This is a genomic window from Marinobacter sp. (assembly GCF_048269445.1).
Taxonomy (GTDB): domain Bacteria; phylum Pseudomonadota; class Gammaproteobacteria; order Pseudomonadales; family Oleiphilaceae; genus Marinobacter.
Genome location: NZ_JBLXIQ010000002.1, coordinates 294,190 through 306,108, shown reverse-complemented (window position 1 = coordinate 306,108; position 11,919 = coordinate 294,190). Strand labels below are relative to the sequence as shown.

The 11,919-nt window shown below is 56.5% G+C and carries 12 protein-coding genes; 5 read left to right on the top strand and 7 right to left on the bottom strand.

Translation table 11 applies throughout. The features are described 5' to 3' along the window. The first annotated feature begins 2 nt into the window (after positions 1-2). Positions 3-998 (top strand): branched-chain amino acid ABC transporter permease, encoded by a 996-nt coding sequence (locus tag ACN0XM_RS04730; protein ID WP_417565767.1) that lies wholly within the window; start codon positions 3-5, stop codon positions 996-998. A gap of 82 nt (positions 999-1,080) precedes the next feature. Here the strand turns inward: ACN0XM_RS04730 and ACN0XM_RS04725 are convergent, their stop codons facing one another. The 6 genes from ACN0XM_RS04725 to ACN0XM_RS04700 form a co-directional block, all read right to left on the bottom strand. Beyond that, positions 1,081-1,608: a hypothetical protein gene (locus ACN0XM_RS04725; RefSeq protein ID WP_417565766.1), complete on the bottom strand. Its 528-nt coding sequence runs from the start codon at positions 1,606-1,608 to the stop codon at positions 1,081-1,083. Between the two features lie 8 nt (positions 1,609-1,616). Continuing rightward, a complete protein-coding gene (locus ACN0XM_RS04720) occupies positions 1,617-2,246 on the bottom strand; it encodes a hypothetical protein (RefSeq protein ID WP_417565765.1) in 630 nt (209 codons plus the stop codon). Positions 2,247-2,450: 204 nt separating this feature from the next. After that, positions 2,451-3,272, bottom strand: a complete 822-nt coding sequence (locus ACN0XM_RS04715; RefSeq protein ID WP_417565764.1) for an ABC transporter permease subunit — start codon at positions 3,270-3,272, stop codon at positions 2,451-2,453. Then, positions 3,265-4,194, bottom strand: coding sequence for an ABC transporter permease subunit (locus ACN0XM_RS04710; RefSeq protein WP_417565763.1), 930 nt, complete (start codon positions 4,192-4,194; stop codon positions 3,265-3,267). The genes ACN0XM_RS04715 and ACN0XM_RS04710 overlap by 8 nt, the downstream gene beginning before the upstream one ends. A 4-nt stretch (positions 4,195-4,198) precedes the next feature. Then, positions 4,199-5,317 carry a polyamine ABC transporter ATP-binding protein gene (gene potA, locus ACN0XM_RS04705; RefSeq protein ID WP_417565762.1) on the bottom strand — a complete coding sequence of 373 codons (1,119 nt, stop codon included), beginning with the start codon at positions 5,315-5,317 and terminating at the stop codon, positions 4,199-4,201. Positions 5,318-5,320: 3 nt separating this feature from the next. Next, positions 5,321-6,427, bottom strand: coding sequence for a polyamine ABC transporter substrate-binding protein (locus ACN0XM_RS04700; RefSeq protein ID WP_417565761.1), 1,107 nt, complete (start codon positions 6,425-6,427; stop codon positions 5,321-5,323). Positions 6,428-6,970: 543 nt separating this feature from the next. Here ACN0XM_RS04700 and ACN0XM_RS04695 point away from each other — a divergent pair. Genes ACN0XM_RS04695 through ACN0XM_RS04685 form a run of 3 tightly spaced genes read left to right on the top strand, consistent with a single transcriptional unit; the run spans position 6,971 to position 9,904 of the window. Then, entirely contained in the window at positions 6,971-8,251 is a 1,281-nt protein-coding gene (locus ACN0XM_RS04695) for a hypothetical protein (RefSeq protein ID WP_417565760.1), read from the top strand. 55 nt (positions 8,252-8,306) lie between these two features. After that, a complete protein-coding gene (locus ACN0XM_RS04690; RefSeq protein ID WP_417565759.1) occupies positions 8,307-8,576 on the top strand; it encodes a hypothetical protein in 270 nt (89 codons plus the stop codon). After that, entirely contained in the window at positions 8,573-9,904 is a 1,332-nt protein-coding gene (locus ACN0XM_RS04685; protein ID WP_417565758.1) for a diguanylate cyclase domain-containing protein, read from the top strand. The genes ACN0XM_RS04690 and ACN0XM_RS04685 overlap by 4 nt, the downstream gene beginning before the upstream one ends. Before the next feature lie 7 nt (positions 9,905-9,911). On the opposite strand, the gene ACN0XM_RS04680 is transcribed toward ACN0XM_RS04685, so the two are convergent. Next, positions 9,912-10,241, bottom strand: coding sequence for a hypothetical protein (locus ACN0XM_RS04680; RefSeq protein ID WP_417565757.1), 330 nt, complete (start codon positions 10,239-10,241; stop codon positions 9,912-9,914). 261 nt (positions 10,242-10,502) lie between these two features. Here ACN0XM_RS04680 and ACN0XM_RS04675 point away from each other — a divergent pair, with 261 nt between their 5' ends. Further along, a complete protein-coding gene (locus tag ACN0XM_RS04675) occupies positions 10,503-11,867 on the top strand; it encodes a glutamine synthetase family protein (protein ID WP_417565756.1) in 1,365 nt (454 codons plus the stop codon). Positions 11,868-11,919 lie beyond the last annotated feature (52 nt).

Here is an 11,919-nt window from a genome sequence, read left to right as displayed (position 1 = left end):
CCATGACTCAGCCTGTCAATCAGACCGATATCCAAAAGGCCATTCTGGAACAGCAGAGCGCGGACAACCGGAAGAAGATGATACTGAACGGTGTTCTGCTGCTGCTTCTGCTCGCAGCACCGTTTGTCATGTATCCGGTGTTCCTGATGAAGATCCTTTGTTTTGCACTGTTTGCAGTGGCCTTTAACCTGCTGTTCGGTTTTACCGGCCTGCTGTCTTTCGGCCATGCGGCTTTCCTTGCTACAGGGGGTTACACCACCGGTTATCTGCTGAGCAACTTTTCCGGCCTGACGACTGAAATGGGCATTATCGCCGGTACCGCCGCAGCCACAGTGCTAGGCCTGGGGTTCGCGCTGTTATCGATTCGCCGGCAGGGGATCTACTTTGCGATGGTTACCCTTGCGCTGTCCCAGCTTGTGTTCTTTTTCCTGGTCCAGTCGGAATTCACAGGCGGGGAAGACGGGATGCATGGTATTCCCAGGGGCCATCTGTTTGGTCTCGTTGATCTCTCGGACAATTACAACCTGTATTATTTCGTGTTGGCAGTGTTCCTCGGTTGCTATCTCCTGGTCCAGCGGATTGTAAGCAGCCCCTACGGCCAGGTGTTAAAGGCGATAAAACAGAACGAGCCCCGGGCCATATCACTGGGCTATAACGTAAATCGCTACAAGGTGTTGGCCTTTGTCATCTCGGCGGCGCTGGCAGGACTTGCCGGCTCCCTGAAATCGGTGGTGTTCCAGTTGGCTTCCCTGAATGACGCCCACTGGCACATGTCCGGTGAAGTCATCCTGATGACCCTGGTAGGCGGCATGGGCACCCTGCTCGGGCCCGTTGTGGGCGCAACCTTCGTGGTTAATATCGAGTATCAGCTCTCCCAGGGTCCGCTGCGGGATTGGGTAGACCCGATTCTTGGTGGTATCTTTGTGCTGACGGTACTGGCGTTCCGCAGCGGTATCGTTGGTGAGATCCAGAAGTTCGTAAAGAAGAATCTGGGCTGATTCAGCCCTGTCTGAGGAAAAGAAAAGGGCCACCTCTGAGGGTGGCCCTTTTCAATCGAGCTTCAGGAAAATAGCCTGCGTTCTAGAACTCGGCCAACCGGCTTGGTGTTCCTACGTAAACATAAACCGCAGAATCGCGGCGAAAAGCCACCTTGTGGACAGACACATTCGGCATTTCTGCCTCCAAAGAGCGGAATCTGGTCACCATTCCGGCGTTTTCGCCATCCCGTATTCTCTCGCTTTCCTGAGCTTGCCAGCCATCGCCAAGGCAGTTGTCCATCCATGTGACAGCCGCGTCATATCTTGTGGTGGCAACTTCGTCATCAGGTGTATTGCCGGAACAGACATAGGCGCTGTCGTTATTCGCCCAGGCCCATATTTCACAGTGCCCTCGTATGATCTGTTCCGTCGCGGAGTAGACCGTAACGGATCTGAAATCGCTGGCGCTGCCTCGGTATTGCTCAAACCCTGAAGGGTAGTCGGCGATGATACCTTTGAGCGAGGCGCAGGGGTCGTCGACACCCAGCGAGAGAGTGTTCTGGGCAGAGCAGCCAGCCAGGGACAGCCCCATAATCACTGAAGCAAATTTGGTAACCTTGGGAATGGTCATACGTTGGCTCATTTGTTAAAGGACTTTCGAAGTTCTCGCACAACGGCCCGAGAAAAATCTCTGGTTGCCTGTTCCAGCGATTCCGGATTAACGGTGCGGGAAAACATCTGCCAGATGGCCTGGCCTGATTCAGCCTCAAACAGTGTTGTCCGCAGAATGTATTCGGTGGACTCCTCGTAATGAGCGGGAATGGTCATGGCTTCCATATAGGTGACGGAAGCCAGGGTGCCCATACTTGTCGTCACGGGGTTAAAAACAACCTGGTTCGGGACATGCGCAACTTGTCGGGTTTTTCGCACCAGCGAGACCGTTAAAACCCCGTCTGCATCCAGAGTCTGTAATCTCTCTTTCACTTTCTCACGAAGTGCTGTTGGGTCCTCCCAGGGCAACGAGGGAGCAGGGCCATACTGTTTCGCGTTATATCCAGCAGATTCAAGGCGCGACACCAACGCAGCCTCCATGATTGCCCGGTTATGCTCTTTGGAACTGACGGCCAGGACCAGAAGGTTCTGTGGTGCTTCGGAAATGCCTGGCGCCTTGCTGATGCTTTGTACTTCCGGGCCTGAGTTGCACCCGGAAATCAAAAAGACAGTGACGCTGATAGCAAACAGAAAACGAGCGGAAATAAGCGGATTCATAAAAGTGTCCATCCATGGTGGGCGCCGTTTTCACTCAATACCCGGCCGCAACTCTAAAAAATATAGCAAAGCTTAAAAGGTACTCGGTGGTTTTTGTTCGATCGGTTACCTGAATGATTTTCAGATCATGGCCTGGATGACCCTGCGGACTATGCCGTTGTTGTTTTTGTTCCGTCGACCGGCGCATTAATGGTCTCCATTGTTTCAGCCCGGCTGTTGCCGTTTGCGTTCGGCCCTGCGCATCAGATACCAGGCAATAAACGCGATCAGGGAAACGGTCAGAATGATCAGCGCAGCCAGCGCGTTAATTTTCGGGGAAACCCCCATCCGAACCGATGAGAACACCACCATGGGCAAGGTTGTGGCGCCCGGGCCGGACACGAAGCTGGCAATCACCAGATCATCCAGGGACAGGGTAAAGGCAAGCAGCCATCCCGACACCAGCGCCGGGGCAATCACCGGCAGGGTGATGACAAAGAAGGTTTTCAGGGGCGTGCAGCCCAGATCCATGGCCGCCTCTTCAATGGAACGATCCACTTCCTGCAAGCGGGCTGACACCACAACCGCCACATAGGCACTGCAGAAGGTGGTATGGGCAATCCAGATAGTCGCCATGCCACGATCGGTGGGCCAGCCAATGGTTTGGGCCATCTGGACAAACAACAGCAACAGCGACAGGCCGGTGATCACCTCGGGCATCACCAGCGGCGCCGTAATCATGCTCGATAGCAGGGTGCGGCCGCGCATGTTTTTGAAACGGGTTATTACGAATGCACACAGGGTACCCAGACACATCGCCATGCTGGCGGAATAAAAGGCAATTCGCAGGCTCATCCACACCGCAGACAGAATCTGCTCATCACGGAGCAGCTCGCCATACCAGTGAGTGGAAAACCCGGCCCACACCGAGACCAGCCGGGACGCATTGAACGAATACACGATCAGTACAAACATCGGCAAGTACAAGAACACCAGGCCTAGCGCCAGCATGATTTTGGAAAAGCTGAATAGGCGGGATTTAACCATGCTTTTCCATCTCCCGCGCCTGGAACCGGTGGAACAGCACGATGGGTACCAGCAGCAGCGCCAGCATCACGATCGCCAGAGCCGAGGCTACTGGCCAGTCGCGGTTGTTGAAGAACTCCTCCCACAAGACCTTTCCGATCATCAGGGTATCCGGCCCGCCCAGCAGTTCCGGAATCACGAACTCGCCCACCGCCGGAATAAAGACCAGCATGGAGCCGGCCAGAATGCCGGCCTTTGACAGCGGCAGAGTGATCGTCCAGAAGGTAGTTATGTTGCGGCAGCCGAGGTCGGAGGCCGCTTCCAGCAGGCGCACGTCCAGCTTCACCAGGTTGGTGTAGATGGGCAGCACCATGAACGGCAGATAGGCATAGACAATGCCCAGCACCACTGCGAAGTTGGTGTTAAGCATCTTAAGAGGTTCTTCAATCAATCCCAGCCACATCAGAAAGGTGTTGAGCAGGCCCTGGTTTCCGAGAATGCCCATCCAGGCATAGACCCGGATCAGGAAGGAGGTCCAGGAGGGCAGCATTACCATCAGCAGCAACACCAGTTGCCAGTGCTTCGGCGCCCGGGCCATGGCATAAGCCATGGGGTAGCCAATGAGCAAACATGCCACGGTTGCTATAAAGGCGGTTTTCACCGAGCCCCAGTAAGCGGCGACATACAGGCTGTCTGACATCAGGAACAGATAGTTTCCGACGTTCACCACCACTGAGAGGGTGTTGTCCATCCACCGGAAAACCGGCTCGTATGGGGGGATGGCCATCACCGCCGAGGTCAGGCTGATCTTCAGCACTAGCGCAAAAGGCAGGAGGAAGAAGAGCAACAGCCACAGGAAGGGAATGCCGAACACCACCCGGCGATGGAACAGCAGCGCACGCACCCGCTCGATCAGAAGGGCAGAAAGCCGTTTCTGATTCATGGTTTCAGTTCCAGAGCAGAATGGGGCTGGAGGCTTCCCAGGATACAAACACCCTGTCACCCCAGGTGGGCCGCTCACCGCGGCGCTCCACGTTCGCCATGGTTGCCTGCACACGCTTGCCGCTCGCCAGTTTCACGTAGTAAGAGGTGATGTCGCCCAGATAAGCAATGTTGTCCACCGTGCCGCAGCTCCAGTTGTGTTCGCCATCCGGCTTGTCCGGGGTCAGATAGATTTTCTCGGGCCGCAGGGCAATCAGGGTTTCAGTGGATTCCGCCGGGGTGCTTACCCCCCGGTCAATGAACACCGGCGCGTCCAACAGATCACTGGTCAACGTAACGCTGTCGGCCTCGTCTTCGTGAATGTTAGCTTCGAAGATATTCACTGAACCGATGAACTCGGCCGTCATGCGGCTGTTCGGGCTTTCGTAGATATCAACGGGGGAGCCTATCTGGGCAATGCGGCCCTGGGCCATGATGGCAATCCGGCTGGCCATGGTCATGGCTTCTTCCTGGTCGTGGGTGACCATCAGGCAGGTGGCGCCCACGTTCTCCAGAATCTCCACCAGTTCCAGCTGCATTTCGGTGCGCAGCTTCTTGTCCAGCGCGCCCATGGGCTCGTCCAGAAGCAGCAGTTTAGGGCGCTTGGCAAGGGATCGGGCCAGGGCGACGCGCTGCTGCTGTCCGCCTGACAGCTGCTGTGGCTTGCGTCTGGCGTAGGGTTCCATCTTGACCAGCCTGAGCATGGCCGCCACCCGATCCCGGATTTCGTCTTTTCTCAGCTTATCCTGCTTCAGGCCCAAGGCGATGTTCTGTTCCACCGTCATATGAGGGAACAGGGCGTAGGACTGGAACATCATGTTGGTCGGGCGCAGGTACGGGGGCAGGGCAGTAATGTCCTGGCCATCCAGCATGACGAGCCCGGCATTGGGTGATTCAAAGCCTGCCAGCATGCGCAGCAACGTCGACTTGCCCGAACCGGAACCGCCCAACAGGGCGAAGATCTCGCCCCTGTGGATGTTCAGACTGACATTGTCTACCGCCAGCGTACCGTCAAAGCTTTTGGAAATGCCCTGAATGCTGAGTAACACCTCCGCTCGCGCGGAGGTGTTGTTGTCGTTTTCCACCTTTTAACGACCGGATTTCACGTTGGTCCAGGTACGGGTCATCAGGCGCTGAGCGTCCTGGGGCCGGCCTTCCATGATATACAGCTTCTTCATCACCTCATCCGTGGGGTAGATGCTGGTATCGCCCAGGATTTCCGGGTCCACGAACTCGTTGGCCGGTTTGTTGGGGTTGGCGTACCACACGTAGTTGGTGATGTCTGCGATGATATCCGGACGCATCAGGAAGTTCATCAGCTTGTGGGCGTTTTCCACGTTAGGGGCGCCCGCCGGAATGGTCATCATATCGAACCACAGCACCGCACCCTCTTTGGGAATGGTGTAGCGGATCACGTTGCCGTTCCCGGCTTCTTCGGCGCGGGCTGCGGCCTGCAGGATGTCGCCGGAGTACCCGGCGGCCACGCACAGGTCACCGTTGGCCAGGTCGCCAATGTAGCGGGATGAGTGGAAGTAGGTAATGTTCGGACGGACCGCCTTGATCACCTCGCCGCCTTTCTTGATGTCGTCAGCGTTGTTGCTGTTCGGATCCAGGCCGGTGTAGGCCATGGCCGCACGAACCATTTCTTCACCCGAATCCAGCATGGCAATGCCACAACCGCCCGCCGCCAGTTTGCCGGTTACTTCCGGATCAAACACCAGTGCCCAGGAATCGGTGGGGGCGTCGTCACCCAGGATTTCCCGGATGCGACCTTCGTTATAGCCATAGCCGTTGGTGCCCCAGAGGTAGGGCAGTGCGAACTGGCTACCCGGGTCAACCTTTTCGAGGTCGTCCATCAGATCCGGGTTAAGGTTCGCCATGTTGGGCAGTTTGCTGTGATCCAGCGGCACGAATGCCTTGGCAGAGATCTGCTTGGCGACGTAATGGTTGGAGGGCACAACAAGGTCATAGCCGGAACGGCCGGACAGCAGGGCGGCCTCCAGGATCTCGTTACTGTCGTAAACGTCGTAGATCACCTTGATGCCGGTTTCTTCCGTGAACTTCGCCAGAGTGTCCTCGGCGATGTAATCGGACCAGTTGTAGACACGTACTTCTCCAGCGGCAAAAGCGGAAGAGGCACACAGAGACAATGCAACAGAGGCGGCCAGCGCCTGTGGCTTACACAACTTGAACATTGGCTGAATTCCCTCACTGAAAAGGGATTAATACAAAACGTGCAGGACGCACGCGGTGTTGTGCAGGTCTGCTGAGGGAAGGTCGCCTTGGGGCAACTCCTTTGAGGCTTGTCCTGGAAACGGCGGTGGGGAGCCTACCGTATTCGGCCGATATTTAGCATGAGAACTCCCGACGCGCTATAAAAATTTTGAATGCAGGAATGGGTGGTTGTGCTTATCCGTGCCGGATTACCGTTGTTTTAATTTGTAATCATCTTCTGCGGGCAGCTGGCCCCAGGGTTGTCCAACGGTGGGGCCAGGTCTCAGTAAGGTTAGCCAAAACAAAATGTTAACCGAAAATTTCAGCCCTCTTGCCATGTAACCTTCCATCTCAAGGTGTATCCCTCCGTAACCGCCAATTTCCTGACGAATTCAGCCGGTTAAATCCGGAACCAAGCCGCATATCACTGAAAATCGCCGCTGTATGATCTGCCCGAATTCGTCAATAAAATGGTGTAAAAGATGTCATATCGCGGCAAGAAATTTTCGAAGCAAGGACTGCTTATGTTACCGGCGGTTGCTCTGCTTTCGGGCTGTGGTCTCGACATTTCGACTGATGACAGCACTACATCGGCGCAATCCCAGGGCGCAACCGAGCCAACAGTGCAGATTGCCGGTGCCGCCATGAAGGGCGTTATCCAGCAAGGCCTTGTCGTCGCCAACCGCCTGATTGCGGATAAAGACGGCAATTACGCTCCGCAACGTCAGGCCGCAAAGCCCGTGCGTACGGCTGAAGATGGCAGTTACGAATGGCAGCTTCGTGGCAAGGCGGAAGGCTGGGCCCTGGTGGAGCTCCAGGCCGATGGCAGCACCCGCATGATCTGCGACGTTGTTCCCCAGTGTGATCAAGCCGGCTCGGCGCCCGTTGCCTTTGGTCAGCCAATGGCACTGGATAGCAACTTCAGCCTTCGCGGCGCCGGCGATCTGAGTATGGAAACCGTCAACCTGACTCCGTTGACGCACCTGGCCGTTACCCTGGCGGAACGAAGTGCCAACGGGCTTTCGCCGAATGCGCTCTCCAGTGCCTACACAACGGTGGAAGACTGGTTTGGGCTTCCGGCCGGGGCGCTCCGTCTCACTCCGCCGGATGTGACCCAGCTTGACAACATGACCGGTGTTTCCGCTGACGCGATTCAGGTCGCTATCGCTAACGCCGCTTTCCTGGCTCTGGTCAACGACAATGTTCAGTGGAACTCCATTTCTGATGTACTGGACAACCTCACCTCTCAGGTCAGTGCCACGGGCCAGATCAGCGAAATGGGTGATGGCACTAACGTAGCACTCGCGGACCTTGTTTCTGCTGCTGCACTGCAGGCCTCCGAGCTCCAGTTAACCATAGACTCAAGCATCATCAGCCAGAAACTGGCGGTGGTTGAGAACCGCAATGTACAGCGCTTCAAGACCATTGCAGATGTGAACGCGGACAGCGACACGACCGCTGGCACGGTAGTCGATTCCGGAACAGTGACAGGAACCACTGAACCGCCGGCTACTGAGCCTCTCCCGGAAGAGACCATTCCCGTTAATGCGGCCTTGTTGAGCTGGACCGCGCCGCTGACCCGGGAGAACGGTGAAAGCCTGGCCATGGGCGAGATCGCCGGTTTCGAAGTAGTTTACGGTTCCAGTGCAGAAACCCTCGATCAGAGCCTGGCCATTGGCGATGCCTCTGTGGACCAATTGCTGGTCGACGAGCTCACCGAAGGTACCTGGTATTTCGCTATCCGCACCCTGGATACCGATGGCAACCGTAGCCGGCTGTCGGAGGTTGTTTACAAGCAGATCTGAACGAGGATGAAACGCAGCGGCGTGCCTCTGTGGCTGCCGCTGCCAGACTGCTACTATGTACCGGTCCGATCTCTACGCCGAGTACACAATGTCTGATCCAGACTCCCTGAATACCCTCCTGGAAGTCATTCCGGATGTCCGCGATGGCCTCACGCGCACCGAGCGTATCGTCCTCTATGTTGTTCATGAGACCCAGCGGGAACTGAACGGCCGTAACGTCCCCACTGCCATGCTGTACGGGCGGGTGCTGGAATATGTAGATATGAGCGAGGCCGACCTTCACCTGTACCTGGACCGATTGGGTGTGAAAGGAGACGGTTCGTGACCATCGATTTCAAGGCACTCTATCCCAAGCTGATCCACCTGTTGCTCGACACGGTGTTCGTGGTCGATGAATTCGGGCAAATCGTGTTTGTCAGTGACGCCTGCCAACCCCTGCTTGGATATTCCGCCGACGAGATGATCGGCACTCGGATTCTGGATTATATTCACCCCGACGATCTGGAGCGCACCCTCGCGGCAGCCAACAGCGTTATGAGTGGTAAATCCCACACCGATTTCAGAAACCGCTATCTGCATAAAGATGGCAGTGTGGTGCATATTCTGTGGTCAGCCCGATGGTCGGAGGAGGAGCGGTTAAGGATTGCCGTGGCGCGGGATGTTACGGCGTTGCGCCAGGCGGACCAGACACGAAACGCGCTTTATCGAATCTCCGAAGCCGCGCATGCGGCGGAAACACTCCGCGCCCTTTGCGATGGTGTGCGTGAAGTCATCGGCGAGCTTTTTCCGGAATCGGATCTGTACCTGGCATTCCACGATGCTGAGAAAGGCGTGCTCAGCATTCCGGACTGGTCCGCGAACCAGGAAAATGATTGGACAGAGAAGCCCAAAGATGCAGGAACTGCCATTGCGGAGGTTATCAGAACGGGGCAGGCTTGCATGGCATCCCGCGATCCGGCGCACCAGGGGATGGGCCTGATAACCCCGCCAAAGCCCGAAGATGCGGATTGGCTGGGGGTTCCCCTGATATCGCCGGATGCCGTTCTTGGTGCTCTGGTTATAGAAAGCCCGTTACCGGGTATTCGCTACCGTGAAGCGGACCGGGAACTGCTGCAGTTTGTAGCCACCCAGCTTGCAACGGTCGTTGAGCGCAAGCGGGCGGAAGAACGCTTGCGGTTCATGGCGCACCACGACGCGCTGACCGGTTTGACCAACCGCTCATTGTTCTACGACCGCCTGGAAACTGCTCTGCGTTCGGCCACCAGGAACGAAGGCCGGCTGGCGTTGTTGTACCTTGACCTCAATGGCTTCAAAAAGATCAACGATACCAAAGGGCACGAAACAGGGGATCAGATGCTCATTGAAATGGCACGCAGGCTGGAAGGTTGTACGCGGGAGACGGACACCGTTGCCCGAATGGGGGGCGACGAATTCACGGTGCTTCTGACCGATGTTCATGGCCGTGCCTCGATCGAGACAGCGGTAGCCAAGTTTCGTGAACTCATGTCATTGCCGATGAACCTGGAAGGCAAGGCCTTTCATGTTTCATGCAGTATCGGCACCGCGTTGTACCCGGAAGACGGGGCAACGGCGCGGGAGTTACTGAGCAAGGCCGACGCGAACATGTATCTGAGCAAAAGGCATACAAGCTAGTGCGACATCAGGAGTTGGGCAGGCAGACCTTCTTGCTCCGGGAGGAAAGCCTGTCCCATTTCTGCTTGTTGTTACCGCGAACTGCTTTCAGATAATCCGTGACGTCTTCAAAGTGCTTTTTCGTGGCACCCAATTTTCTGGCCTCATTGCGATGCATGTTGGACAGGTAGGCCAGAGCCTGGTGCTCCTTTCCTTTCCCGTCGAACGATTCACTGATGACTGCCAGGTGGGACGAGCAGAAAATATGCGTGTTGCGCTTATCGTAATCGATCTCCTGAGCCCGGCTATTGAGGCTGAACGCCATCAGAAATATTGATAGGCCGACTGCGGCTTTCATGGGGGCTTTCTCCCTGTAACGACAGTGAATGTGGGTTCAATGACAGCTATGAACCTTACATCCTATCGAAGCTTTCCTCTATGATTTTTCCGCCCAGTACAGCCCATCCCCCACTTCCGATGGCAAATACCAAAATCACCGCCTGATACGGTATATGCCTATCTTGCAAAATGCTCCGAAAAACTGGATAAAGGAGCGTTAAGACCCCCTGTGCCGGCCCCCTCGCCACAGGCCTGTCAGAGTTTGTGGAAGGCTTTCCCTATGGGTTCTGGTTATGCGAGCGCTGAGGCGTTCCTTCAGGCGCACCCCGAACTGCAGTTCGTTGATCTGCTGATTCCGGATATGAATGGCATTGTTCGTGGCAAGCGGGTGGACCCGTCTGCGGTGGCCAAGGTGTTTGAGCGCGGCGTTGCCATGCCGGCGTCCATCTTTGCCCTGAATATCCAGGGCACCACAGTGGAGGAAACCGGCCTGGGCCTGGATATCGGCGAAGCGGACCGGGTCTGCCTCCCCATTGAAAGCACCCTCACCATGGAGCCCTGGCAGAAACGCCCCACCGCCCAGCTCTTGCTGACCATGTATGAGCTGGATCGCGAAACACCGTTTTTTGCAGATCCGCGCGTGGTGCTGCAGAACATCGTCAAGCGCTTTGAGGAACTGGGTCTGACGCCGGTTGCCGCCTTTGAGCTGGAGTTCTACCTGATTGATCAGGAGAACCTCGCTGGCCGGCCACAGCCTCCGAAGTCGCCCATTTCGGGGAAACGCCCGGCGGGTACCCAGGCCTATTCAATCGATGATCTGGATGAGTATGCAGAATTCCTGGCGGATGTTCTGGATGCGGCTCATGAGCAGGAATTGCCGGCCGATGCGCTGGTGGCGGAATCCGCCCCTGGCCAGTTTGAGGTAAACCTGCATTACGTGGACGACGCCGTGCGCGCCTGTGACCATGCCACTCTGCTCAAGCGCCTGATCAAGAACATGGCTTACGATCATGAGATGGACACCACGTTCATGGCGAAGCCCTACCACAGCCAGGCGGGCAGTGGTATGCACCTGCATGTAAGTCTGGTAGACAGCGAAGGGCGCAACATTTTCGCCGGCGATGCCGAACAACCCAACGATATGCTGCGGTGGGCGGTGGGTGGGCTGATCGCCACCATGAATGATGCCATGGCGTTGTTCTGCCCCAACATCAATTCCTACCGCCGGTTCAGCCCGGAATATTACGTGCCCAGCGCAGCAACCTGGGGTGTGGACAATCGCACCGCGTCACTGCGCCTGCCGGGCGGAGATCCTGATGCACTGCGGATTGAACACCGTGTTGCCGGTGCTGATGCTAATCCCTATCTGTTGATGGCCGCAGTGCTGGCAGGTATTCATTACGGCATTTCCAACAGGATTGAGCCGCCACCGGTGACCGTGGGCAATGCCCACGAGCAGCACGAAGCAACGCTGGTGAATAACCTGCGGGATGCCCTGCGGGAGCTGGGGCAGTCAACCGTAATGGTGGACTATCTCGGCAGCCAGTTCCTGGATGTGTTCGTGGCCTGTAAGGAGCACGAGCTGAACGAGTTCGAGATGACGATCTCGGATCTCGAGTACCTCTGGTATCTGCATACGGTTTAAACGATCAACCCGCAGTGATCAAAGGCGCCTGCAAGGCGCCTTTTCATATAGG

What these genes read in the sequence shown, in the direction of transcription:
- ACN0XM_RS04730 (WP_417565767.1), top strand. Translation starts at nt 3, where the DNA reads ATGACTCAGCCTGTCAATCAGACCGATATCCAAAAGGCCATTCTGGAA.
- ACN0XM_RS04725 (WP_417565766.1), bottom strand. Translation starts at nt 1,608, where the DNA reads ATGACCATTCCCAAGGTTACCAAATTTGCTTCAGTGATTATGGGGCTG.
- ACN0XM_RS04720 (WP_417565765.1), bottom strand. Translation starts at nt 2,246, where the DNA reads ATGAATCCGCTTATTTCCGCTCGTTTTCTGTTTGCTATCAGCGTCACT.
- ACN0XM_RS04715 (WP_417565764.1), bottom strand. Translation starts at nt 3,272, where the DNA reads ATGGTTAAATCCCGCCTATTCAGCTTTTCCAAAATCATGCTGGCGCTA.
- ACN0XM_RS04710 (WP_417565763.1), bottom strand. Translation starts at nt 4,194, where the DNA reads ATGAATCAGAAACGGCTTTCTGCCCTTCTGATCGAGCGGGTGCGTGCG.
- ACN0XM_RS04700 (WP_417565761.1), bottom strand. Translation starts at nt 6,427, where the DNA reads ATGTTCAAGTTGTGTAAGCCACAGGCGCTGGCCGCCTCTGTTGCATTG.
- ACN0XM_RS04695 (WP_417565760.1), top strand. Translation starts at nt 6,971, where the DNA reads ATGTTACCGGCGGTTGCTCTGCTTTCGGGCTGTGGTCTCGACATTTCG.
- ACN0XM_RS04690 (WP_417565759.1), top strand. Translation starts at nt 8,307, where the DNA reads ATGTACCGGTCCGATCTCTACGCCGAGTACACAATGTCTGATCCAGAC.
- ACN0XM_RS04680 (WP_417565757.1), bottom strand. Translation starts at nt 10,241, where the DNA reads ATGAAAGCCGCAGTCGGCCTATCAATATTTCTGATGGCGTTCAGCCTC.
- ACN0XM_RS04675 (WP_417565756.1), top strand. Translation starts at nt 10,503, where the DNA reads ATGGGTTCTGGTTATGCGAGCGCTGAGGCGTTCCTTCAGGCGCACCCC.